This window comes from Bordetella petrii (assembly GCF_017356245.1).
In the GTDB taxonomy this organism is placed as follows: Bacteria; Pseudomonadota; Gammaproteobacteria; order Burkholderiales; family Burkholderiaceae_B; genus Bordetella_A; species Bordetella_A petrii_D.
Genome location: NZ_JAFMZZ010000001.1, coordinates 3174680 through 3199651, shown reverse-complemented (window position 1 = coordinate 3199651; position 24972 = coordinate 3174680). Strand labels below are relative to the sequence as shown.

The window sequence follows — 24972 nt, the reverse complement described above, 5'->3', positions numbered from 1 at the left end:
GCGGCGGCCGGCGGCTGTCGCGCTTTTTCGATTCCTGTTCATCATATGTCCAAGTTCCGTTCCCTTACTGTCTGGCTGATCCTGATCACGCAGGTCTGGACGCCGGTGCTGGCGCAAACCTTGCCGATCTCGGTAGACAAGAACGTGTCGGGCCCGAAACCCGTGGTGGGCGTGAGCAACGGCGTGCCGGTGGTGAACATTGCGCCGCCTTCGGCCGGCGGGGTATCGAACAACCGGTACACCCGGTTCAACGTGGGGCAGTCCGGCGTCGTGCTGAACAACAGCGGCGGGGCCAGCCAGACGCGTCTGGCCGGCCAGATCGGCGGCAACCCCATGCTGGGCAACCAGCGCGCCACCACGATTCTCAATCAGGTCACGGCGCCCAATCCGAGCCAGCTGCTGGGCACGCTGGAAGTCGCGGGCCATCGCGCCAATGTCATTGTGGCCAACCCCGCGGGCATTACCTGCAATGGCTGCGGTTTTCTCAATGCCAACCGCGCCACACTGACGACGGGCCGGCCGCAGCTGGGGGCCGATGGCCGCATCGGCTTCGATGTGGCGGCGGGGCAATTGCGCATCGAAGGCGACGGCCTGTATGGCGCCGAAACCACGCAGCTTGATCTGCTGGCCCGTTCGCTGCAAATCAACGCCAGCGTCTGGGCACGGCAATTGAACCTGGTGGCCGGGGCCAGCCGCGTCGATTATGGCAGCGGCCAGGTGGCCGCGGGCGCCGCCCAGGGGCCCGCGCCCGAGTTCGCCCTGGACACGGCCGCCTTGGGCGGCATGTATGCCAACAGCATACGCCTGGTTGGCACCGAGGCCGGCCTGGGCGTGAACATCGGCAACAACCTGGTGGCGCTGACAGGTGATTTGCAGGTGTCGGCCGCCGGCGATGTGCGCATCCGGCCGACCGCCACGCTGCAATCGGCAAGCGCACTAAGCCTGCAAAGCGGTGCGGATCTCGACATGGACGCCGGTAGCCGCCTGCAGGGCGCCGGCGTGGCCGTGCTGGCTGCGCAAGACGTGCGACTGGATGGCACGCTGGCATCCAGCGGCGATGTGTCGGTGCGCGCCGGGCGCGATGTCGGCACAGCAGGCAAGCTGGGCGTGGACGGCGACACCGTCCTGCATGCCGGCCGACATCTGGACATTGGAGTGGCGGGGCAGATCGACACTGCCGGCGCCATCGATGCCCGGGCGGGCGGCTGGCTGGCCCTGGCCGGCGAAATGCGCAGCGACGGCGATACGGCCTTGACGGCCGGCGGCGCCCTGACTGCCAGCGGCAACGCCAGCGCGGCGGGCAATCTGGCCGTGCATGCCGCCGGCGATGTGTCGGTTGCCGGCCAACTGCTGGCCGGCAACGACCTGCGTTTGTCCGCCGGCGGCGCCGTCGACCTGGCCGGAACCGCGGTAGCCGACCGCAATCTGCAAGTGGACGCCGGCACCGACATCGCCGTGCGGCAAAACGGCCTGGCGCAAGGCAGCCAGAACCTGGACATGGCGGCGGGCCGCGACCTGCGGGTGGCCGGCACGGCGGGCACCGCCGAAACGGCCGCCGCCAGCGGCGGCATGCTGCGCCTGTCGGCTGGCCAGGATGTCGCCGTGGCGCAGGGCGGCGTCGTCACCGCCAGTTCGCCCGCCATCATCACGGCGGCGCGCGACCTGCAACTGGACGGCATCGCCACCGCGCTGGCCGGCGACCTGGACCTGCAGGCAGGCGGCCAACTGGCCGTGGGCGAGCAGGGCCGCGCGCAGGCATCGAAGCGCCTTGGCGCCGATGCCGGCCAAGGGTTGGTGGTAGACGGCACTGTCGCGGCGGGCGACTCCCTGGCGCTGCATGCTGCCCAATCCGCCGAGCTGAATGGCCTGGTCGCGGCGCTGGGCGACACTGGTACGGGCGGCCTGGCCGTCACCAGCGGACAGGATATCTTTGTGGGCCGGCAAGCGCGGGCGCAGGCGGCCGGCGCGGCTACCCTGCAAGCCGGACAGGATCTGCGGCTGGACGGCACAGTCACCGCCATCGAAGGCCTAGCCTTGGCGACGGTGCGCGACGCCTGGATCAACGGTTCGGCCGCCACCGACGGCGATCTTGTCTGGTCGGGCCGCAAGCTCGCCGTGGGCGAGCACGGGCTGGCGCAGGCCGGCCAGAGCCTGGCCGCACAGGCGGACGACAGCGTGGCCATGGCGGGCACGCTGGTCGCCGGGCAGGCGTTGACGCTGGATGCCGCCAACGATGTGCAGCTGGACGGCACGGCGGCGGCGCTGCAAGGGGATCTGGCCTTGCGCAGTGCCCAGGGCGACGTGCGCCTGGGGGCGCAGGCCCACATCCAGGCCGATGGCGAACTCGCGGCCGAGGCCGGCGGCGACCTGATCGGGCAGGGCACGCTGGCATCCGGGCAAAACATGCGCCTGCGGGCCGGCCGCCACGTTCAGTTGAACGGCGTGGCGGCGGCGCAGGGTGGCCTGGATGCGGCCGCCGCGGGCGACTTGTCGGTGGCCTCGACGGGGCGCGTGCAAAGCGCCGGCGCCCTGGCGCTGGCCGCGGGCGCAGCCTTGGCCAATGCCGGCGTTGCCGCGGGTGCAACCGCCGCGGCGCTGTCGGCTGGCGGCGCATTGGACAACACCGGCACGGTGCTGTCGGGCGGTGATCTTGCCGCCAGTGCCGGCACGCTGCAAAACACTGGCCAGTTGGCCGCCGGTGTAGATGCCGACGGCAGGCTGACCCAGCCCGGCAGCCTGGCCCTGCATGCCGGCCAGATCGTCAACAGCGGCACGGCACTGGCCAGCACCGATATGCTGCTGGTCGCCGATGCGCTGGACAACACCGGCGGGTCCATCGCCGCGAACAGTAACGCCACCATCAAGGCGAACACCCTGCGCAACCAGGGCGGCATTCTGGCGGCCCAGGATATCTCCATCCAGGCGCGCGACCAGGTACACAACAGCGGCGATGGCACGATCGCCGCCGCCCGGTCGCTGAGCGTGGCCACCGCCGAACTGCTCAACACCGGCGGCCTGGTGTCCTCGCAAGGTTCGGCCGACATCGACGCCGCGTCTTTGCGCAACGCCGATGGGCGCCTGCTGGCCGACGACGGGCTGGCACTGCGAGCCCAGGCCATCGATGGCGTCGGCACGATCAACGCGGGCGGCGACCTGGCCGTGACCGTGGCCGGGTCCCTGGCGCAAGACGGCACGCTGGTGGCCGGGCGCGACCTGAGCCTGGCCGTGGGCGCACACCTGAACAACCAGGGCCAGGCGTCCGCGGGCCGCGACCTGGCGGTAACAGCCGCCACTCTGGACAACGCCGCGGGCGCGCAACTGCTGGCAGGCCGCGCCAACACATTGAACGTGGCCCAGGCCCTGCACAACGCCGGCCTGATCGACGGCGCGGCCACGCGTATCACGGCTTCCGACGTGATCAACGTGGGGCGCATCTACGGCGACGACATCGCCATCCAGGCTAACACCCTGCTCAACGATGCCGGCCCGTCCGGCGCCGCCGTCATCGCCGCCCGCCACGACCTGGACCTGGGCGTGAAATCGCTGACGAACCGCGAGCACGCACTGATCTATGCCGGCGCCGACCTGCGCATCGGCGGCGCGCTGGACGCCGACGGCCGCGCTGCCGGGCAGGCCGACAGCCTGGTCAATGCCTCGGCCACCATTGAAACCGCCGGCGATGCCGCGATATCGGCGGCGTCGATCCAGAACCTGAACAATCATTTCGCCAGTGAGCTGGTACAGGTGAGTTCCACGCCCAAGGTGTTTTACCGGCCCGAAGGCAGCACCGATATGTACGACGGCGCCACCACCTGGCTGTGCGACCTCGTCACGCCGGCGTGCAGCAAGAACCCGAACTGGCTGGGCGACGACCAGGAGCGGCGCATGCTGCGGCCGTCGTCAAAGTACCCGGAGTCGCGCTACGGCCCGCCGTTCGACTATGCCTTGAACAAGAAAGGCAAGCGTGGCAAGACGTCGCCCATCTATCCGGCCTATCAGGCCGAAAGGGAAGTGTGCTCTGGTGGCGGGGACGCCGGCGAGACCTGCGGCACGCAGCCCGCCGAATACTATTACTCGCCCAGCGCCAGGATCTGGAGCGTGTTCGGCGTAACGCCGCCCGCCGGGTCGCATCCCCCCACGCCGCCGTCGCCGCCGGCAACCTCGGCCCAGCAGGCCGCGTACAAGGCCCGACTGGCGGCCTACCAGGCGCCTTATGCCGCGCTGAACGACCGTATCCATGCATTCAACGCCGATTTCGATTCGCGCATGGTGAAGAACATCACCATCTATCGCGTCACCGAAACCGTCACCGAAAGCCGCACCGTGTCCACCGACCCCGGCAAGATCCTGGTGGGCGGCAACGCCAGCCTGGCCGGCGCCGTCATCAACGACAAAAGCCAGATCGCCGCCGGCGGCACCCTGGCCATCGACGGGCCGGCCATCCAGAACATCGGGGCCACCGGCGAGCGCCGGGTGGTGCTCAAGGGCACTGCCACGCGCACCTACGAAGAAGACGACGACCGCGAGTACGACCCCGCCCAGCCCTACACCGGCACTGTTTCCGCAACGCCCATCGAATTGGCGGTGGCGGGCGCGGGCGGCAACCAGACCGTGGCGCTGGACGGGTCCGCCCCGGCCGGCAGCGACATCGGCGCGGCCCTGCCGCCGGTCGAGATCGGCAGCCTGCCGCTGCCCGGCGACGGCGAAGTGCGCACGGTCACGTCGCCGGCCCAGGTGCCCGACAGCCAGCTTTTCGTGGTGGACCACGCGGCCGATGCCCCATACCTGGTGGCGACCGATCCGCAATTCACCGGCCAGCGCCCGTTCGTATCCAGCGACTACCTGCTGGACCTGCTGCGGCAGGCCGGCGAACTGGCGGGCATGCCCGACGGCGCGCCGTTCCTGACCCCTTCGGGCCAGCCGCGGCGGCTGGGCGACGGGTTCTATGAACAGAAACTGGTGTCCGACCAGATATTGGCCACTACCGGGCAACGTTTCCTTGAAGACTACGCGGACGCGGGCGCGCAATACCAGGCGCTGCTCAAAGCCGGCGCCGAGTTTGCCACGCAGCACGGTGTTCAGCTGGGCACGGCCCTGACCGATGCGCAGCAGCGCCAATTGACCAGCGACCTGGTGTGGCTGGTGGCGCAAACCGTGACGTTGCCCGACGGCTCCACTGAACAGGTGCTGGTGCCGCAGGTGTACCTGCTGGTGCGAGACGGCGACCTGCAAGGCGATGGCACGCTGATGGCGGGCCGCAACGTTAGCCTGAACGCTGACGGCGATGTCGTCAATTCGGGCACGATCGGTGCGCGCGAGGCCACGGTCATCACGGCGGACAACATCCTCAACCAGGCTGGCGGGAGCATCCGGGCCACCAGCGTCGATCTGGCCGCGCGACAGGACCTGGCCAACATCGCCGCCCTGATCAAGGGTGACGTCGTGACCTTGTCTGCCGGCAACGATATCGCGCTGACCTCCACCACCACCTCGTTCAAGCACGGCGCGACCTCGGGCGTGAACCTGGGCGGCTTGTCGCAGATCGACGCCGGCAGCCTGGACATGGCCGCCGGGCGCGACCTGCGCCTGACCGCAGCCGAACTGGCCATCAAGAACGATGCGCGCCTGCAGGCCGGCCGCGACATCGACCTGGGCACCGTCACGCAAAGCCACAGCGAAGCCTACGTATACGGCAAGCGCAACAACTCCAAGGTGCGTACGGCTTCCGAAATCGGCACCGCCATTACCGCCGGCGGCGACGTGGCGCTGATCGCCGGCCAGGACATCAAGGCCCGCGCTGCCGAGGTCACCGCCGGCGGCCAACTGGCCGCGGCGGCCGGCCGCGACATCACCGTCAGCGCCGGCCAGGCCAGCGGCTATGCGCGCGACGAGCACTACTACAAGACCCGCGGCTTCCTATCCAGCAGCAGCACGCACACGATCAAGTCCACCGACTGGACCCAGGCCCAGGGCAGCACGCTGACGGGCGACACCGCGGTGGTCATGGCGGGGCGCGACGTCAATGTGGCGGGCTCCAACCTTGCCGCGCAGAACGACCTTGTGGTGTCCGCCGACCGCGACGTCAACATCGTGGCCGGCAAAAACACCGCCGACGACTACCAGTACGAGAAAATCAAGAAGTCCGGCTTCGGCGCCCTGGGCGGCATCAGCTACGGCAAGTACGAACAGACCGACAGCCTGGACGGCAAGCGCGTCTTCCATACCGCCAGCACCATCGGCAGCGTCGAGGGCGACACGCTGGTCAACGCGGGCGATACGCTGACCGTGGCCGGCAGCAACGTGCTGGCCCGCCAGGGCGACGTCACCCTGATCGGCCGCAACATCGACATCGCGTCGGTTACCGACACGGCCTGGCAACGCGAGTTCCACGAAATCAAGCAAACCGGCCTGACGGTAACGGCCAGCACGCCGCTGGCCAGCGCCATGCAGACCACCCAGCGCATGGGCGAAGCCGCCGGCAAGGCCGACAACGCCGTCATGCAAGGGCTGGCGGGCGCCACCACCGCCCTGGCCGCGTCCAATGCCTACGACGCGGTCATGAAGGACCCGGCCGCCGCCGGCGGCGCCAGCATCAAGATCAGCTTCGGCACCAGCAAGAGCAGCAGCACCACCGAGCGCAAGTCGTCCATGGCCATGGGTTCCACCGTGGCCGCCGGCCGCGACCTGGCCATCGTGGCGCAAGGCGGTGGCCAGGCGTCCGACATCACGGTCACCGGGTCAGGCTTGTCGGCGGGCAACAACGCCGTCCTGCAGGCCGAGGGCGACATCCTGCTGCAGGCGGCCAAGAACAGCGCGTCGCAGCAGACGGACAGCAAGAGCAGCGGGGCGAGCATCGGCGTCGGCATCAGCCTGGGCACGAACGGCGCGGGTATCACAGCAGAAGCCGGCGTGTCGGCCTCGCGGGGCACGGAAAACGGCAAGGACACCACCTGGACTCCCACCACCATCACGGCCGGCAACACGCTGGCCCTGCAGTCCGGCGGCGACACTTCGCTGGTGGGCGCGGCGGGCAAGGCCGAGCAGATCGTGGCCGACATCGGCGGCGACCTGCTGGTGCAAAGCCTGCAGGACAGCAGCCGCTACGACAGCGAGCAGAGCAGCGTCGGCTTTGGCGCCTCGGCATGCGTGACGGGCTGCGTGGTCGGATCCGTGTCGGCCAACGCCGGCACGGGCAAGATGCACAGCGAGTACGACTCGGTGACCCAGCAGGCCGGCCTGTGGGCCGGCGACGGCGGGTTCCAGTTGAAGGTGGGCGACAACACGACGCTGGTGGGCGGGGTAATCGCCAGCAGCCAGCAGGCGGTGGCCGACGCGCTGAACAGCTTGTCGACCGGCACGCTGGTGGTGCGCGACATCGAGAACCGGGCCGACTACAGCGCCAGCCAGATCGCGGTGGGCGGCGGCGTGAATTTTGGCGGCGCTGATGACCTGGGCGCCACCAAAGACAATGAAGTCGCGGGCGGAGCTACCAAGGAGCATGGAACCTCGGTGCCCAGCACCGGCGGGGGGTTGGGCCTGGGCACGCCGGTAGTGGCCGCGGCCAGCGGAGACGCCAGTTCGACCACGCAAAGCGCGATCAGCGGCGGATCGATCGAGATCCGCGACGAGGCCGGGCAGCAGGCGCTGACAGGGCAGACGGCAGACCAGGCCGTGGCGTCGGTGAACCGGGATACGTCGGACACGCTGAACACGCTGGATCCGATCTTCGACAAGGAGCAGATCGAAGCGGGCTTCGAGATCGTGTCCGAGGCGAACCGGCAGCTGGGGCAGTTTCTGGTGAATCGGGCCAAGGAAGCCGACCTGGAGGCCCGTGCGATAAAGAAGGAAATCGCGGCCGAACTCGCGAAGGAAGATAGCGCGGACCCTGCCAGGTTGGCGGCGTTGAATGCGCAACTTGAGCAGACCAGGCAATGGGCGCCTGGCAGCACATCGAGACAGGCGCTGACGGTCATCCTGGCCGCGGCATCAGGCAACGTAACTGGTAGCACCAGTCAGTTCGCTCTGAACGCCGCGCTCGGATACCTGCAAGCAGAGGGCGCCAAGCTGGTCAAGCAGTTGGCCGATGCGCTTCCGCAAGGCGCCGAGTCGGAAACGCTGCGCGCTGCCCTGCATGGGGTGTTGGCATGTGGATCGGCCGCCGCGCAAGGGGCGGCCTGCGGCAGCGGCGCCGCTGGAGCAAGCCTGAGCAGCGTGCTGGGCTATCTGCTGAAGCCCGAGCCAGGCGCTACTGCGGAAGAGGTGGAGGCGAGAAGCAACCTGCTGAACGGCCTGGTCGCCGGCGTGATCACCGGACTCGGAGGAGACGCCGCCACCGCCAGCGCGGCGGCGCGCATCGAGGCCGACAACAATACGTTCTATCGTAACCGGACGTCGGTGGCGAAGGAGACTGCCGCGCAACGGGCCGAACTGGAGCAGGCGCTGCTCAGTGGGCAGATAAGCAACGAGGCCTACGAGAAGAATATCAAGACGCTGGACGCGTCATCGGCGAAGATCGACGCGCTGATGACCCTGTACGACGTACAAAGTGCCTCAGGGCTGTCGCAAGTTCTGGGGCAGATGTCGTCCGCACACGTGGCCTTGCTGGCCGATGCGGTGGGCGGGTTACTGGCAGTGCCGGGGATGGCCGGCTCGGCGTACGAGCTGATCACCGGACACACTGTGGCCAGCCAGGAGGAGGCCAACTACTTCTTTGCGGTGTTGGGGATAGTGCCGGGCGTCAAGGCAGTCGACAAGCTGGGTGATCTGGCCAAAGTTCTTTCCAATGCGCCGACGGTGGAGCATGCCAGACAGTTGGCGGCGGCTCAGGTGGCAAAGGGGGGAACGGGCGTAGCGAAGACCGGCGCGAACTTCGCAGATGACGCGAAACTGCTCGATCATTTCAACAAGCATGGTGCAGCGTTTGGCGCAAAAAATGCTGATGAATATCTTCACGTCGGCAAAGACATCATGCAAAACGGGCAGAAGGTGGAGTATTTCTACAAGCCAGCAGGAGAAATGCGAACCGGCTACGTTCAGTTCATGGGTAATTCGTCTAACGGTACTGCCAAGTTTGGTTTTGTTGGGACGAATACGAACGGGACAATTACCACCATTCATGTGGAGAGTGGTAAAAGTTTCTGGGATATGCTAAATGGTTCTTCGCTCGACAAGGTTATTAAGCCCGTGCCATGATTTATCAAGCCAAAATTCTGCGTTTAGGCGAGAGTGTCGAAGGAGAGGTTATGCTTCAGATTGGCAACACTGAGCTAACCTGCTTTGCATACAATTTTGCGATTGAGGTGGGTTCGTCTTATCCAGTTGAATTGAATCTCTTCGATGATTACACCGTTGAAGAACGTCCTGACGGCTTGGAGCCGTCGATTGTCCGCGTAGGAAATACATTTTCCTATGTCATCACTGGCAGGCTAAATGGCCGTTACCTGGAGTCTGGGGAGTTGACCTTTGAAGACGACATGTTGCTAAGTGACTTTGGCTACCTCGATGGAAAAATGGTTGCTATGAAAGTGGATCGCATAGACGCGGATTTCGATCTAGAGCAGTAGCCATAGCCGCCAAGGCCAAGGGCCGCAAATACGGCCCTTGGCCTATGTGCTGTTTGTTCATCATGATCAAGCATCAATGCTTATACGCCGGGTGGCGGCATGGGGTAGCTCGGTGCCCGCGGCGCCAGAGGCGATGCTCGCTCGCGCACATACAGCGCCATCAGCGGCGGAACCATTGAGATTCAAGACGCACCGGGTAGCAGGCACTGACCGTCATCTTGGCCGCGGCGTCAGCCAACGTTACCGGCAGCACCAGCCAGTTCGCCCTGAACGCCACACTTGGATACCTACAGGCCGAGGGCGCCAAGCTGGTCAAACAATTGGCCGATTCTCTTCCTCGCGGCGCCGAGTCGGAAACCGTGCGCGCCGCGCTGCATGGGGTGTTGGCGTGCGGTTCGGCGGCCGCGCAAGGGGCAGCCTGCGGCAGCGGTGCCGCCGGTGCAAGTCTGAGCAGCGTGCTTGGCTATATGCTCGAGCCCAGGCCGGGCGCCAGCGCCGAAGAGGTTGAGAGTGGACCACGCTTGACGATCCGCGATCAGTATGCGCACCACAACGAGATGCGAACGGACGTGATCAACCAGTTGGAGGGGCGGGCTACACTTGTCTCACAAAATTTTTGGGCCAGCATATGTGGATTTGTTCGGTCTGGACAAACTGCTATCGACGCCGGCGTACAACGTGGAGCAACTAACGCCCGATACCGTATACATCCAGTTGACGGAGTTCTTCTTCGACACGCGAAGTCGTCCTGAATGAGGCAGTTGATCAGGCAGGCGGTCAAGGCTCATCTGGATGACAAAATTTTCTTCGACCCCCGCAATCTCCCTGGTCACGCATACCGCACACCTGAGTTCAAATTCGAGAGATTAAAAATCTCCACCGCTCTTTAATAAATCATTAGGCAGTCACCGCCGGCAACACCCTGGCCCTGCAATCGGGTGGCGATACGTCGCTGATAGGCGCGGCGGGCAAGGCCGAACAGATCGTGGCCGACGTCGGCGGCGACCTGCTGGTGCAAAGCCTGCAGGACAGCAGCCGCTACGACAGCAAGCAGAGCAGTAGCGGCCTGGGCGCATCGGTCTGCGTGACGGGCTGCGTGGTCGGATCCGTGTCGGCCAACGCCGGCACGGGCAAGATGCACAGCGAGTACGACTCGGTGACCCAGCAAAGCGGCCTGTGGGCCGGCGACGGCGGGTTCCAGGTAAGAGTGGGCGATAACACCACGCTGGTGGGCGGAGGCGTGAATTTTGGCGGCGGTGATGACCTGGGCGCCACCAAAGACAATGAAGTCGCGGGCGGAGCCACCAAGGAGCATGGAACCTCGGTGCCCAGCACCGGCGGGGGGCTGGGCCTGGGCATGCCGGTAGTGGCGGCGGCCAGCGGAGACGCCAGTTCGACCACGCAAAGCGCCATCANGCGCAACCAGGCGCCCTCGGCCTGCTGCGCAGGCTGCCCCGCCGCCCAACGCGCCGACACCGCTGGCCCGCACGACGCGGGACTGCGATAGTTGAATTCGAACCGCCGCTCAGCACCCGTATCGCAGGATCGGCAGCTTATCCAGGTGTCTGACACCCTGCGGGAGCCAGACACCTGCCTATGCATCTACCAGCGCAATCCCAGCCCGGTGCTGTAGATGGATTCGTTCAGGCTTTCGAACGTGCTGCTGACCTGGTTGCGGGCGTACTTCAAGTACAGCGACAGCCAGCTGTTCATGTTGTAGCGCACGCCGATTTCGCCGTTGACCGCCGCCTTGGCGCTGCCCTCGAAGGGCCGCATCAGTTCGCCCTTGGTGAACAGTTCGAATTCCTTGCCGCTGAAGTACCGCACATAGTCCCAGCGCAGGCTGGCGGCATACGCCGCATCGCTGTTGCCGTCGCTGTAGCCGTAGTGCACCCGGCCCAGCAGGGCCGACATCGAGAACGCGCCCAGCTCGTTGTCCCAGAACTGGTAGCCCGGCCCGGTGCCGTACGCCGTCTGGCGGTTCAAGTCTTCGATCCAGTCGCGCCGGTGCATCAGCCGCACCTGCCAGAACGCCTTCTCGGTCAGGAAGCGGTCCAGCGTGTAGTCCATGCCGTAGTTGTTGGTGTTGACGCTGTCGTCTTCCTTGCTGTGCAGGTACAGGCCGTTGAACTGGTGGCGCCACAGGCCGTGGCGTATCGTGGTGTTCACCGTGGCCGAATAGTCCCGCGTGTCGTTCGACGCCGACTTGCTGGTGGCCGCCAGGTCCACGTGCCCGGTCACGGATGTTTCGCGCAGGAACGGGCGGGGCCTCACCACGCTTTCCAGCGATTTGAGCGGCACGTCCGCCGTCACGGGCCGGGCCTGGCCGTCCTGGCGCCGCACGCCGTCCAGCACCACCGTGCCGGGCCCGGCGCCCACCAGCTTGGCGCGGTAATCGTGTTCCATGGAAGCGTCGCGGATGACCAGCGGCGTGTCGCTCTGCAGGGTCTGCACGTGGTCGAACGCGATGCGCATGTCGCCGCCGTAGTCGGTGTGGATCAGCAGGTAGCCGTTGTCCAGCGACTGGATCGTGCCGGTCAGGCGGTCGCCATTATTCAGCCATACCGTATCGGCGCAGGCCGGGCCGGCCGCCAGGGCCAGCAACAGCGGCGCCCCGGCCAGGCGCCGGAAACGGGTCGAAGCGGGCAGCGGGGCAATCCATAGCGGTCGGGACATGGGCGGCGGACATCGTGGCAAGCCCCTATCCTAAACGCACGGGTCCCCGCCGCGTGTGACCGTTTTTATCCGGCGGCGCGGGGCTTCATGCCCGGGATGCGGGCGGCTCGCCGGGTTCGGCCCGCTTGCGGCTGCCGAAGCGCTCGGCGAACTGCCGCGTGAACACGGCGCCGAAGAAGAAAATCTGCGCGGAATAGTAGATCCACAGCAGCAGCGCGATCAGCGAGCCCGCCGCCCCGTAGGCCGACACCGTGCCGCCGCGGCCCAGGTACAGGCCGATGCCCCACTTGCCCACCAGGAACAGCGCCGCCGTCACGATGGCGCCAGGAATCACGTCGCGCCAGGGGATGGTGATGCTGGGCAGCAGCTTGTACACCACCGCGAACAAGGCCGTTACCACCGCGAACGAGAACAGGTTGGCGATCCACCCCGCCACCAGGGCGAACGTGGAATGCGTCCACAGGTCGCCGTAATAGCCCTTGGCCGCGCCCAGCGCCGCGTTCATCACCAGCGACAGCAGCAGGAACAGCGCCAGCACCAGCACCAGGCCGAACGACACCATGCGGCTGCGCACCATGCCCTGCAGGCCCGACTTGCGCTGGCTGGTGGCGTCCCACAGTTCGTCCAGGCTGGCCTGCAGCTCGGCAAACGCCGTGGTCGCGCTGAACAGCAGCACCGCAATCGACAGCAACGCCGCGATCCAGCCGCCGCCGGATTCGTGGGCGCTGGCCAGCACGGTCTGGATGACCTCGGCGCCGCGCGCGCCGGTCAGGTCGCGCACCTGCGCGAACAATTCCGAGCGCACCGCCTCTTCGCCAAAGAAAATACCCGCCACGGCAATCACCAGGATCAGCATCGGCGCCAGCGAGAACACCATGTACAGCGACAGCGCCGCCCCTTTGCTGGAGGCCCGGTGCCCCGACCACTGCTTGGCCGAATCGACCAGCAGCCCGTAGATTTCCGAGGGGCGCAGCATTTGCAGCAAGCGGGGCGGAATAGTCATGGCACTCATTTCGCAGTCGGAATCCCCGCATTGTAGGGGGACGGTTCGGCTGCCCACAATCCGCAAGCCATGTGCCCGTCCTTGCGCTAGGCAAAAAAAAGCCCCCACGCTGCGCTGCGCTTGCTGCCCCCCGAGGGGGCGTTTTTGCCTTGGGGCGGCCCGGCGGCAAAAAAAACACCCCCAGGGGCGAACCCTTGGGGGTGTTGGTCTGGCGTATCCCCGGGCAGGCCGGGGATGCTCGCGGCAGCGGCGCGGACTTAGAAGTCCATGCCGCCCATGCCGCCCATGCCGCCGGGCATGGGAGGAGCAGCGGGCTTGTCTTCAGCCAGTTCGACCACGGCGGCTTCGGCCGTCAGCAGCAGGCTGGCCACCGAGGCGGCGTTCTGCAGGGCGGTGCGGGTCACCTTGGTGGGATCCAGCACGCCTTGTTCGACCAGGTCGGTGTACTCGCCGGTAGCGGCGTTGTAGCCGTAGTTGCCCTTGCCGTTGAGCACGGTGTTGACCACGACGCTGGCTTCTTCGCCGGCGTTGGTAACGATGGTGCGCAGGGGCTCTTCGACAGCGCGCAGAATCAGCTTGATGCCGGCGTTCTGGTCAGCCGTGTCGCCCTTCAGGCCGGCAATGGCCTGCTTGGCGCGCAGCAGCGCCACGCCGCCGCCAGCCACCACGCCTTCTTCCACCGCGGCACGGGTCGCGTGCAGGGCGTCTTCGACGCGGGCCTTCTTTTCCTTCATTTCGACTTCGGTGGCGGCACCGACGCGGATCACCGCAACACCGCCGGCCAGCTTGGCCACGCGCTCTTGCAGCTTTTCACGGTCGTAGTCCGAAGTGGCTTCTTCGATCTGGACGCGGATCTGCTTCACACGCGCTTCGATCGACTTGCTGTCGCCAGCGCCGTCGATGATGGTGGTGTTTTCCTTGCCCACTTCGATGCGCTTGGCCTGGCCCAGCTCTTGCAGGCCGGCTTTTTCCAGCGACATGCCGGTTTCTTCCGAGATGACCACGCCGCCCGTCAGGATGGCGATGTCTTCCAGCATGGCCTTGCGGCGGTCGCCGAAGCCAGGCGCCTTGACGGCGGTGGTCTTCAGGATGCCACGGATGTTGTTCACCACCAGGGTGGCCAGCGCTTCGCCTTCGACGTCTTCAGCGATGATCAGCAGCGGACGGCTCGACTTGGCGACTTGTTCCAGCACGGGCAGCAGGTCGCGGATGTTGCTGATCTTCTTGTCGAAGATCAGGACGTACGGATCGTCCAGCGCGGCGACTTGCTTGTCGGGGTTGTTGATGAAGTAGGGCGACAGGTAGCCGCGATCGAATTGCATGCCTTCGACCACGTCCAGCTCGTTGTCCAGCGACTTGCCGTCTTCGACGGTGATGACGCCTTCCTTGCCGACCTTGTCCATCGCGTCGGCGATGATCTTGCCGATGGATTCGTCGCTGTTGGCCGAGATCGAGCCGACCTGGGCGATTTCCTTGCTGGTGGTGACCGGCTTCGATTGCTTGGCCAGTTCAGCCACGGCGGCGGTCACGGCCTTGTCGATGCCGCGCTTCAGGTCGATGGGGTTGAAACCGGCGGCAACGTACTTCAGGCCTTCCTGCACGATGGCCTGGGCCAGCACGGTGGCGGTGGTGGTGCCGTCGCCGGCGTTGTCCGAGGTCTTCGAGGCAACGTCTTTCACCAGCTGGGCGCCGATGTTCTCGAACTTGTCTTTCAGTTCGATTTCTTTGGCAACCGACACGCCGTCCTTGGTGACGGTGGGGGCGCCGAACGAACGCTCGAGCACGACGTTGCGGCCTTTGGGGCCGAGGGTGGTTTTGACAGCATTGGCGAGGACATTCACGCCGCGAACGATGCGGACACGGGCGTCGTCGCCGAACAGGACTTGCTTGGCAGCCATTGTGAGCTTCCTTCGAAAATTCGGTTCAGGTAATTACTGGATCACGGCGAGGATTTCTTCCTCGCGGATGACGAGCAGCTCTTCGCCGTCGACTTTCACCGACTGGCCGGCATACTTGCCAAACAGAACCTTGTCGCCAGCCTTCAGGTCGACCGGCAGCACTTTGCCGTCTTCGGTCTTCTTGCCCGGGCCAACGGCAACGACTTCGCCTTGATCCGGCTTTTCAGCGGCGCTGTCGGGGATGACGATGCCCGAGGCAGTCTTGCGCTCGTTGTCCAGGCGTTTGACGATCACGCGATCGTGCAGGGGACGCAGGGCCATGAGGGAACTCCTGTTTCTATAGAAGGGTGAAATGATCGGATTCAGGCCGGGAGGCGGTGTTAGCACTCACCAGCAGCGAGTGCTAATTATAGGGATGATGCGGCGGCGTTCAAGGGGGGAGGGGGTGGCTGTTACATATTTGGGCCAACTGTCGAAGCCAAGATTCAATAAACGTTGTATTATCGAATAATGAATGAGAACCAGGCCATTGCCGCCCTTGCAGGCCTCGCCCATCCCCAGCGCCTGCGCGCATTCCGCGCTCTAGTGGTGGCCGGGCTTCCGGGCCTTACCCCCAGTGTCCTGGCTGATCAGCTTGGCGTCGCCCGCAACACCCTGTCCTTTCATCTGAAGGAACTCGCGCATGCCGGTCTGGTCAGCGTCGAGCAGCAGGGGCGCAATCTGATCTATCGCGCCGATTTTTCCCGGATGAATGGGTTGCTCGGGTATCTCACGGAGCATTGCTGCGAAGGGGCCTCCTGCGAGGCTTCCAACCCGGGCGGCTGCACCACCTGCTAACCGGGGGCTTCCATGAAGCGCTTTCACGTTCATCTGCACGTCGACGATCTGGCCAGGAACATCGGTTTTTACTCCCGGTTGTTTGCCCAGGAGCCCGCTCGCGTCGGACTACGCAAAATGGATGCTGGACGATCCGCCAGTGAACTTCGCGATATCTACCCGCGGCGCTGGCCACGGGGTAGACCATTTCGGCATTCAAGCCGAAAGCGCCGAGGAACTTGTCAGCCAGCCATCCAGGAAGCTACGGCGCCGGCCGGCTGCTGCAGCCCAAACCCCTTGCCGCTCGATCGCCGGGATGCTCTGTCGCTCCAGTCCAAGCTTCGCGGTATCGGCCAGTCCAGGGAATAAACCTATGCCATCCAGTACACAGGCGGCGCTGGCTTCGCGCCAGCGCTCCGGGATGAGTGTTTTCGAGCGCTACCTTACGCTGTGGGTCTTCCTCTGCATCGTGCTGGGCGTGGCGCTTGGCCAACTGATGCCCGCGCTATTCCAGACCATCGGCCGCTGGGAAGTCGCCCAGGTGAACCTGTCCGTAGGAATCCTGATCTGGGTCATGATCATCCCGATGCTGCTCAAGGTGGACTTCGGCGCGCTGGGCCGGGTCAAGCAGCATTGGCGTGGCATTGGCGTGACCCTGTTCATCAACTGGGCCGTCAAGCCGTTCTCGATGGCTTTCCTGGGCTGGCTATTCATCCGGCAAGTCTTTTCCCCCTGGTTGCCGGCAGACCAACTGGACAGCTACATCGCGGGCCTGATCCTTCTGGCCGCCGCGCCGTGCACCGCCATGGTGTTCGTGTGGAGTCGGTTGACGGGCGGCGATCCGGCTTTCACGCTGTCCCAGGTGGCCCTGAATGACACGATCATGGTGTTCGCCTTCGCGCCCGTCGTTGGGCTGCTGCTGGGCTTGTCCGCCATCACCGTGCCATGGGATACCTTGCTGGTGTCCGTGGGGCTGTACATCGTCATTCCGGTCATTCTTGCCCAGTTTTGGCGCCGCGCGCTGCTGCGCCGCGGGCAGGCGGCCTTCGACCGGGCATTGGAGCGAATCGGACCGTTCTCGATGGCGGCTTTGCTGCTGACGCTGGTGCTGTTGTTCGCGTTCCAGGGCGAAGCCATCATCGGCCAGCCGTTGGTGATCGCGATGCTGGCCGTGCCCATTCTCATTCAGGTGCTATTCAATTCGGGCCTGGCGTACTGGCTTAATCGCCGGGTTGGCGAAAAGCACAGCATTGCATGCCCGTCCGCGCTGATCGGAGCATCCAACTTCTTTGAACTGGCCGTCGCCGCCGCGATCAGCCTGTTCGGATTCCAGTCCGGAGCCGCCTTGGCGACAGTTGTGGGAGTACTCATCGAGGTGCCCGTCATGTTGCTCGTTGTGCGGATCGTCAACCAGAGCAAAGGCTGGTACGACGCCGGCACCCAGCGGAACTGACGTGCAAGCCGATCCTGCCGCGTGCGCGGCCCGCAGCTCATTGAAATCCAGTCTTGCGTCAACAGAGGTATCTCATGAGTTCCATCACGATCTATCACAACCCCGCCTGCGGAACATCGCGCAATGTCCTCGGATTGATTCGCAACAGCGGCGAGGAGCCGACGATCATCGAGTATTTGAAGACTCCGCCTGACGCCGAAACGCTCAAGTCGTTGATTTCCGCTATGAGTGTGCCGGCGCGGGATGTGCTCCGGCAGAAAGGCACGCCGTACGACGATCTGGGGCTGGCGAATCCGAAATGGACAGAGGAGCAGCTGATCGACTTCATGCTCCAGTATCCGATCCTGATCAATCGCCCCATCGTGGTTACCCCTCTCGGTACTCGCCTGTGCCGCCCATCTGAGGCGGTTCTGGATATCTTGCCGCAACCACAGCGCGGCGCATTCAACAAGGAAGACGGCGAGCCGGTGATCAACGCGGAGGGCCGTCGTGTCTGACTTGCTGGTCGACTTGCCCAATATTGACGCGCCGCTATTCCAAGCTCCCAATCCTGCCGAACTGTTTGCGCCCAGACGCGCGACCCATGCGCCGCGCTTCCTGGTGCTGTATGGATCGCTGCGCGAGCGCTCCTACAGCCGCCTGGTCGCCGAGGAAGCCGCGCGGCTGCTTCGGGCCCTGGGAGGCGATGCGCGCTTGTTCAACCCGTCCGGCCTTCCGTTGGTCGATGATGCCAGTGACAGCCATCCGAAGGTTCGCGAGCTGCACGACCTGGTGCAATGGGCGGAAGGGATGGTCTGGAGCTCGCCGGAACGCCATGGCGCCATGACGGGCCTGATGAAGACGCAGATCGACTGGATCCCGCTGTCGGTGGGCGCTGTACGCCCGACCCAGGGCAAGACGCTTGCAGTCATGCAGGTGTCGGGCGGGTCGCAGTCGTTTAACGCCGTGAACCAGATGCGCCTGCTGGGCCGGTGGATGCGGATGCTGACCATACCCAACCAGTCGTCGGTCGCCAAGGCGTACCAGGAGTTCGACGACACGGGGCGCATGAAGCCTTCGCCTTACTATGATCGTATCGTCGATGTCGTGGAAGAGTTGATGAAGTTCACCTTGCTTACGCGGGATGTCGCACCGTATCTTGTGGATCGCTATAGCGAGCGGAAGGAAACTCCCGTACCCGCAGAGCTCAAACCTTAGGATAGGTATTGAGGCGGGGCGCTCAACAATTGACCGAGTCCGAACGGATATGGCCGGCATGCGAAACGGACATGCGGTTCCCGGCGCCTTGCCTTGCCCTATGGCGACGGGCCGTGGCGCCCTCGGGCCGTGCCTGCCGAAGGCCATGGACGCGGTTTCACTTGCCCGGGCAGCAGCCCGCATACCACCTGCTGGAGTTCCTGGCGGTCGGGCAGCGTGGCCAGGCCGATGGTGACCGCCAGCTGTTCGCCTTCCTTTAGCGGCCGGTAGCTGACCCCGGCGCGCTTCATGGACATGAAGGACCGGGGCAGCAGCGCGAAGGCCTCGCCGCTGGCGACGCCGGCCAGCAATACGTGGTGGTCTTCCGGTTCGCGTAGTGTCCGCGGCGCGAAACCATGATGGCGGAACACCGCGTGGCAGTGATCGAAGAATGCCGGTTGCCGCGCCCTTTCGAATGCATACAACGTGGCGTCCGCCAGATCGTGCAGCGACACGGCCCGGCGCCTGGCCAGCGGATGAGCGCTGGGCATGGCCACCACCATGGGCTGGCGATCCAGCTCGATCACGGCCAGGCCCTCGGTTTCCGTGGGCAGGGCGATGAAGGCGGCGTCAAGCCGCCGCGCACGCAGGCGCCGCACCAGCCGGGGTGACGTATCGAATTCGGTGGGCACCGCATCGAAGCGCCCGGACGACGCGATGCGCGCCGCCAACCCGCGGAACCACGGCGGCTCTACCGCGCTCGTCATGCCCAGGCGCAGCCGTGCGGGCAGCGCGGGCGATGCGATGCTGGCCTCGGCCTGGGCCAGCTGCCGCATGATCTTGCGCGCATGCGGCAGCAGCCGTTCGCCGGCCGGCGTCAGGCGCACTGCATGGGTGTCTCTGAAGAACAAGGGCGTGCCCAGCCGGTCTTCCATCTGCCGGATGGCGCGGCTGAGCGGCGGCTGCGACATGTGCAGCCGGTCGGCGGCCTGGCGGAAGCTGAGCGTGTCGGCCACCGCCAGAAACAGGACGAGGCCACGGAAATCGAGAGCGGCGGTCATACCTAAAAGGTATCACGAAATCTGTCATTCCAGTCTCTTGCGTCCGTGCCTAGAGTAGCGGCTCCGGTTGCCGCTTTGTGGCGGCGGCCATGACCAACGAGCCGATAAAGGACACATGCCATGACATCCGAACGATATAAAGCAGGCCTGCAGCAGTTGCACGCGGTGGACGGCGAAGCCGGCGTTGCCGTCGTAGAGTCGCTGCGGCAGGCGTTTCCGGATTTCGCGACTTACGTGGTGGAGTTCCCTTTCGGGGACATCTATACGCGCCCGGGCCTGGGCTTGCGCGAACGAGAGCTCGCCGTGGTTGCGGCCCTGTGCGCCATGGGAAACGCCGCGCCGCAGCTGCGCGTGCATTTGCACGCGGCGCTGCACGTCGGCTGCAAGCCTGCTGAGATTGTGGAGACCGTGATGCAGATGGCGGTCTATGCGGGCTTTCCGGCAGCCTTGAACGGCTTGGCGGAGGTGCGGCGCGTTTTCGACGAATGCGGCATCGCGCTGCCTCTGGAGCCGGCGTCGACGATGTGACGCCGGTGGTTCGTGCGCGGCTTCATGGAAGTGCTGCGCATGAATTCCGCGATGGAAGGCATCCGCATCCGCATCGCCACGATCTTACGGCCGGCCCCGCGAACCCGCCGTGGTGATCGCATGGGTGTCTTTTCACTGTGCTGGTCGCCGCGGTGGGGGCCCATTGCATCGTGCTGCCGCTGCTGGGCATCGCGCCGCGCCCCTGGGACATCGGCACGGCCGGGCTGATTTCAGAGCTGGTTGGCACGGCGCTCTGGATCTGGACCATCGAATGCGTGCGCCGTGCCATGCTGCGCCCGGCGCACTGAAAACGACAAACCAGATGGCGAGTGGCCGGGCATCAATCAGTAATCCCACTGTACCGGCACAAAACGGAAGCTCTTGCCGTTCTTGGCGATGTGGCCGATAGACGGAAACGCGACATGCGCCGCCGCCAGCATGGCGCCGGTTTCGGCGGCCTCATTGAGCAGCGAGATGCGCACGTCCACGGCTTTTTCAGGATCGTGCTCGAAGCCATTTTGCCAATCGGGATTGTCGAAGCCGACTTCGAAAATTGCGTCGCCCACGAATGTCAGCTTTTCGCCTTTCGAGGCGACGTCCACGACACAATGTCCCGGCGTGTGCCCGCCCGTCACGCGCGCCGACACGCCCGGGGCGACTTCCACGGTCTGGCCGAATTGCACGATGTTGTCGCGGTACAGTTCCACGAACTTCGCCGCCGCCTTGCGGAGCGCGGGAGGAACCGCTTCCGGCATCACGGTCTTGCTGAAATCCGGATTTTTCCAGAACTCCACTTCCGAGGCCGCTACGTGAATGCGCACGTCCGGGCGCAGCCTGGCCTTGACGCCATCGATATTCAGCCCGCCGACGTGATCCATGTGCATGTGCGTAATCACGATATCGGTGATCGCGGCCAGGTCGATGCCGGCCGATTCCAGGCGCATTACCGACCGGCCGGCGCGCGAGAAGTATTCGAAACCGTCGCCTACGCCCGAGTCGACCAGGATCAGGCGTTCTCCGCTGCGGATAAGCGCGATATTCAAGGCCCAGTCGAACATGTCGCGCTGCAGGAACCGGCCATCGAACCATTCGTTGCGGTCCGATTCGTTGACGTTGGTGGACATGGTCGAGGTCGGCAGCGGCAGAATGCCGTCGCTGATCAGCACGACGTCGACATCGCCCACGCGCACGGCATAGCGGGAAGGCACCAATTCGCCTGAGCTTTCTTTGCCGAATCTGGCGGTAACCGGCTGCACATTACGGGTTGTCTGGCTCATTTTCACTACTCCATTCAATTGGGTGGATGCGCCGCAGTGCGGCAGGTTGCGGGTGCGCGTGGTTGCGCGGACCTTCTGTTCGATCGTTGCAGCGGCTGGTGCAACCATCGTTGCGACAAATTCTAGTGAGCCAGCGCCAGCGCCAGTAGTATCGGGAAGGCCTTCAGTATGTTGACCAAACGGCAACAATCGGCGGATGCGACCGTTTCTCGTATGAGGCCGGTCAGCGCACTTTCGTGCCGGCTTCGGCACAGGGATTTCTGCAGTCCGGGACGCTTGCCGACGCATCATGCCGGCCGGAAGCCGGCGCCTATAATGGGTCGATTCCGGCCGCATCTTCCTGGCGCTGGCCAGCGCACCCGCAAGGACAAAGCAGATGGCAAGATTCGTTTTAGTGCCAGGCGGCTGGCACGGAGGCTGGGCCTTCGACGCTGTCGGCCAGGCGCTGTCAGGCCAGGGCCACGAAGTGCAGGCGCTTACGCTGCCGGGGCTGGGCGACGAACCCGCGCCGGGCGCCAATCTCGAACGCCATATTGACGAAGTAGTTCAGGCGATACGCGCAGGCGACACGCCCGCCGTTCTGGTCGGCCATTCGTACGGAGGAATGGTCGTCACCGGCGCGGCCGACCGGGAAGCGTCGCGCGTCAAGGCGATCGTGTACGCCGATGCCTATGTGCCGGACGACGGCGCATCGGTCTGGTCGCTGACTACCCAGAACTACCGCGACCGCTTCGTTGCGGGCGTGGCCGCGGATGGCCTTAATTGCGCGCCCTCGGCCCATCTCGACAAGCGCTGCCGCCCCCATCCCATTGCCACCTTTCTGCAGGCGATCAGGCTGACGGGCAATTGGCGCAATGTGCCCGCCAAAACCTTCATCGCCGCGTTCGGCTGGGAAGGCAGCCCGTTCATCGATCTGTACGAACGCCTGCGGCTGGACCCGGAATGGACCACGCATCGCCTGGACTGCGCGCACGATATTCCGCGGCTGGCGCCCGAGGCCCTGGCCAGGATTTTGCTGCAACACGGGTAGGCCTTTTGCCACGGCGGTGCTGCACTGCGCACCCAGCTCGAAACCGACATGAACGCGCCGGCCGCGCTGATGGCCATGTCCTGATCCCGCGCGCGGCCTGCCGGCGGCAAGCGGCGGTTCCGCCCAGTCAGCGCACCGGGTCGCGGCTCAGCAGCAGCCAGCCGGCAATTCCCAGCATGGCCGCGCCCAGCATGCCTTCCTGCAGACGCATGAACCAGGGGTTGCGCACCAGCCACCCACGGATGCGGGAAGCGCCATAGGCTAACATCGCGCCGGTGGCCAGTCCCATCGTCTTGGAGATGAGCGCCAGCACCAGCATCTGTATCCAGATCGGGCCCAGGGCGGGGTCGGTGAATTGCGGCAGGAAGGCCACCAGAAACAGGAAGACCTTGGGATTCAGCAGATTGGTGAACAGGCCCTGCCAGTAGGCGTCGCGCAGCGATGCGGCCCGGGCGCCGCCCGCCAGGCTGTGCGAACGGGTGCAGCGGCGCAGGGCGCGCACACCCAGGTAGGCCAGGTACAGCGCGCCAAGGATCTTTACCGCCGCGAACAGCGCGGGCGAATGCTGGAAAAGAGCGGCCAGGCCCAGCACCACCAGCGGAATCTGAATGAAGCCCGCCGATGAAGTGCCAAGCACGCTGAACCAGGCGGTGCGGAATCCCTGGGTCATGCCGCGCGTCAGCGTCAGCGCCATGTCCGGCCCGGGCGTCAGTTTGAGCGCCATGTCGGCGGCCAGGAACAGCAGCAGCATTTGCAGGCTAGGCATGATCCGATCCGAGGCCGGAGAAAGAAGAGGTAAATTGTATCTTTCCTTCGACCCATTTCTCAGATCCGTTTCATGAGCCGATCCCTGCTGGTCCTGATTCCGCTTTCGGGCGATGACCTGTCGCTGCTGCGCGGCGATTTCGACGTGGTGCAAGCCCCCGATGCGGCCAGCCGGGAATCCGCCATCGCTGCCCATGCAAGCCGGTTTGAAGCCGTGCTGACAAATGGCACCACGGGCATCGCCGTGCCGGATCTTGAACGAATGCCGAATGTGGGCCTGCTGGCGGCGCTGGGCGTCGGCTACGAGAATATCCCGATCGAGTACGCGCGCCGGCGCGGCATAGCGCTGGCAAATGGCGCCGGCACCAACTCGGCCTGCGTGGCCGATCATGCCTTTGCCTTGTTGCTGGGGGTGGTCCGGGCCATTCCGTTTCTTGACGCGAACGTGCGCCGGGGGGCCTGGCGCGACGGCATTCCGATGCAGCCGAACGTATCCGGCAAGCGCCTGGGCATCGTCGGGCTGGGCTCGATAGGCGCCGCGGTAGCGCGGCGCGCGGCGGGCTTTGACATGGAAGTGGCCTACCATAACCGCAGGCCGCGCCCGGATTCGGCGCTGCGCTATTTCGACGATCTGCTGCAGCTCGCGGCCTGGGCGGATTATCTTGTGGTGGCGACGCCCGGCGGGCCGGGCACGGCGCGGCTGATCAATGCAGACGTACTGTCGGCCCTGGGGCCGCGCGGCTATGTCGTCAATGTTGCCCGGGGCAGCGTCGTCGATACCGATGCGCTGGTTGCCGCGCTGCACCAGGACGGGATTGCCGGCGCCGCGCTCGATGTCTACGAGGGCGAGCCCGCGCTTTCGCGCGCCCTGGACGGCGCGCCCCGCCTGGTTCTGACGCCGCATGTCGCCGGGCGCTCGCCCGAATCCATGCGGGCCATGTTCACTAATTTCATCGAAAATGCCAGGCGCCACTTTGCCGGCCAGCCGCTGCTGACCCCGCTATAGCCGCTGCCGGGGCCGGACCCTGAAACATGCCGGATCCGGCGGCATTCTTCCCGCGGAATTTCAAAGACTGGAAAACCATGGACGACACGCAAGACGACATTCACTTTTATCGTCCGGAAGCCGGGCATGGCCTGGCCCACGATCCTTTCAAGGCCATTGTGGCGCCGCGCATCATCGGCTGGATTTCCAGCCTGAACGCCGCGGGGCAGCCGAATCTGGCGCCCTACAGTTTCTGCTCGGCCGTCAGTTCGCGGCCGGACATCATCTCTTTTTCCAGCGCGGGATACAAAGACAGCGTGCGCAATATCGAGGCGACGCGCGAGTTCGCCTGGAATTTCGTCAGCCGCGAGCTGGTCGAGACCATGAACGCCACTTCCGAGGCGGTGGACGCCGAAGTCAGCGAGTTCCAGTTGGCGGGGATCGAGCCGGCAGCGGGGCGCGCCATCAAGGCTCCGCATGTGGCGGCTTCACCCGCCGTGCTGGAATGCAAGCTGGTCGATATCCTGGCCCTGAAAGACATGAACGGAGACAGCGCCGGCCATTGGGTCGTGTTCGGGCAGGTGGTGGGGGTGCACATCCGCCGCAAGTACCTGCGCGATGGCCTGTTCGATACGTTTCTTGCGAATCCGGCGCTGCGGGCCGGCTACCGGGCGGACTACATGAGCGAGGGAAAGCGCTTCGAGCTGTTCCGGCCAGGGCAGGGCTGAGCGCCGTTGCCCA

17 protein-coding genes and 3 pseudogenes are annotated in these 24972 nt (G+C 65.3%); 13 read left to right on the top strand and 7 right to left on the bottom strand.

The features are described from left to right. The first annotated feature begins 45 nt into the window (after window positions 1-45). From J2P76_RS15375 to J2P76_RS15365, 3 genes and pseudogenes are all read left to right on the top strand, one after another. Window positions 46-9192, top strand: coding sequence for a hemagglutinin repeat-containing protein (locus tag J2P76_RS15375; RefSeq protein ID WP_207408555.1), 9147 nt, complete (start codon window positions 46-48; stop codon window positions 9190-9192). Then, window positions 9189-9563, top strand: a complete 375-nt coding sequence (locus J2P76_RS15370) for a hypothetical protein (RefSeq protein WP_207408554.1) — start codon at window positions 9189-9191, stop codon at window positions 9561-9563. Before J2P76_RS15375 ends, J2P76_RS15370 begins: the two co-directional genes overlap by 4 nt. Before the next feature lie 916 nt (window positions 9564-10479). Then, window positions 10480-11070, top strand: a pseudogene (locus J2P76_RS15365) (hemagglutinin repeat-containing protein); the annotation flags it as partial. Window positions 11071-11165: 95 nt separating this feature from the next. Here J2P76_RS15365 and J2P76_RS15360 read toward each other — a convergent pair. The 4 genes from J2P76_RS15360 to groES all read right to left on the bottom strand — a co-directional run bounded on the left by J2P76_RS15360 (window position 11166) and on the right by groES (window position 15461). Then, a complete protein-coding gene (locus J2P76_RS15360; protein ID WP_207408553.1) occupies window positions 11166-12239 on the bottom strand; it encodes a DUF481 domain-containing protein in 1074 nt (357 codons plus the stop codon). 85 nt (window positions 12240-12324) lie between these two features. After that, window positions 12325-13242: a YihY/virulence factor BrkB family protein gene (locus J2P76_RS15355; protein ID WP_207408552.1), complete on the bottom strand. Its 918-nt coding sequence runs from the start codon at window positions 13240-13242 to the stop codon at window positions 12325-12327. 257 nt (window positions 13243-13499) lie between these two features. Then, window positions 13500-15140 (bottom strand): chaperonin GroEL, encoded by a 1641-nt coding sequence (gene groL, locus J2P76_RS15350; RefSeq protein ID WP_207408551.1) that lies wholly within the window; start codon window positions 15138-15140, stop codon window positions 13500-13502. Between the two features lie 33 nt (window positions 15141-15173). Then, window positions 15174-15461 (bottom strand): co-chaperone GroES, encoded by a 288-nt coding sequence (gene groES / locus J2P76_RS15345; protein ID WP_012250823.1) that lies wholly within the window; start codon window positions 15459-15461, stop codon window positions 15174-15176. 189 nt (window positions 15462-15650) lie between these two features. Here groES and J2P76_RS15340 point away from each other — a divergent pair, with 189 nt between their 5' ends. The 5 genes and pseudogenes from J2P76_RS15340 (at window position 15651) to arsH (ending at window position 18606) form a co-directional block, all read left to right on the top strand. After that, entirely contained in the window at window positions 15651-15977 is a 327-nt protein-coding gene (locus tag J2P76_RS15340) for an ArsR/SmtB family transcription factor (RefSeq protein ID WP_207408550.1), read from the top strand. 12 nt (window positions 15978-15989) lie between these two features. Continuing rightward, window positions 15990-16215, top strand: a pseudogene (locus J2P76_RS15335) (ArsI/CadI family heavy metal resistance metalloenzyme); the annotation flags it as partial. 114 nt (window positions 16216-16329) lie between these two features. Next, on the top strand, window positions 16330-17409 hold the full coding sequence (gene arsB, locus J2P76_RS15330; RefSeq protein WP_207409223.1) for an ACR3 family arsenite efflux transporter: 1080 nt from the start codon (window positions 16330-16332) through the stop codon (window positions 17407-17409). Between the two features lie 74 nt (window positions 17410-17483). Next, complete coding sequence (arsC, locus tag J2P76_RS15325; RefSeq protein ID WP_207408549.1) at window positions 17484-17906, top strand: arsenate reductase (glutaredoxin); 423 nt, start codon at window positions 17484-17486, stop codon at window positions 17904-17906. Beyond that, the gene (gene arsH, locus J2P76_RS15320) at window positions 17899-18606 is read left to right on the top strand and encodes an arsenical resistance protein ArsH (protein WP_207408548.1); all 708 of its coding nucleotides are present in this window, start codon (window positions 17899-17901) and stop codon (window positions 18604-18606) included. The genes arsC and arsH overlap by 8 nt, the downstream gene beginning before the upstream one ends. 98 nt (window positions 18607-18704) lie before the next feature. Here the strand turns inward: arsH and J2P76_RS15315 are convergent, their stop codons facing one another. Further along, window positions 18705-19646: a LysR substrate-binding domain-containing protein gene (locus J2P76_RS15315; RefSeq protein ID WP_207408547.1), complete on the bottom strand. Its 942-nt coding sequence runs from the start codon at window positions 19644-19646 to the stop codon at window positions 18705-18707. 120 nt (window positions 19647-19766) lie between these two features. Here J2P76_RS15315 and J2P76_RS15310 point away from each other — a divergent pair, with 120 nt between their 5' ends. Together J2P76_RS15310 and J2P76_RS15305 are read left to right on the top strand one after the other, a co-directional pair. Continuing rightward, window positions 19767-20174: a carboxymuconolactone decarboxylase family protein gene (locus tag J2P76_RS15310; protein WP_207408546.1), complete on the top strand. Its 408-nt coding sequence runs from the start codon at window positions 19767-19769 to the stop codon at window positions 20172-20174. A gap of 131 nt (window positions 20175-20305) precedes the next feature. Then, a pseudogene (locus J2P76_RS15305) lies at window positions 20306-20482 on the top strand (DUF1440 domain-containing protein); the annotation flags it as partial. Between the two features lie 36 nt (window positions 20483-20518). On the opposite strand, the gene J2P76_RS15300 reads toward J2P76_RS15305, so the two are convergent. Further along, the gene (locus J2P76_RS15300; protein ID WP_207408544.1) at window positions 20519-21451 is read right to left on the bottom strand and encodes an MBL fold metallo-hydrolase; all 933 of its coding nucleotides are present in this window, start codon (window positions 21449-21451) and stop codon (window positions 20519-20521) included. 376 nt (window positions 21452-21827) lie between these two features. On the opposite strand from J2P76_RS15300, the gene J2P76_RS15295 reads away from it, so the two are divergent. After that, window positions 21828-22481 (top strand): alpha/beta fold hydrolase, encoded by a 654-nt coding sequence (locus J2P76_RS15295; RefSeq protein WP_207408543.1) that lies wholly within the window; start codon window positions 21828-21830, stop codon window positions 22479-22481. 127 nt (window positions 22482-22608) lie between these two features. Here J2P76_RS15295 and J2P76_RS15290 read toward each other — a convergent pair whose 3' ends face one another. Further along, window positions 22609-23247: a LysE family translocator gene (locus J2P76_RS15290; RefSeq protein WP_207408542.1), complete on the bottom strand. Its 639-nt coding sequence runs from the start codon at window positions 23245-23247 to the stop codon at window positions 22609-22611. Window positions 23248-23319: 72 nt separating this feature from the next. On the opposite strand from J2P76_RS15290, the gene J2P76_RS15285 reads away from it, so the two are divergent. Next, complete coding sequence (locus J2P76_RS15285) at window positions 23320-24252, top strand: 2-hydroxyacid dehydrogenase (RefSeq protein ID WP_207408541.1); 933 nt, start codon at window positions 23320-23322, stop codon at window positions 24250-24252. A gap of 77 nt (window positions 24253-24329) precedes the next feature. Beyond that, complete coding sequence (locus J2P76_RS15280; RefSeq protein ID WP_207408540.1) at window positions 24330-24959, top strand: flavin reductase family protein; 630 nt, start codon at window positions 24330-24332, stop codon at window positions 24957-24959. Window positions 24960-24972 lie beyond the last annotated feature (13 nt).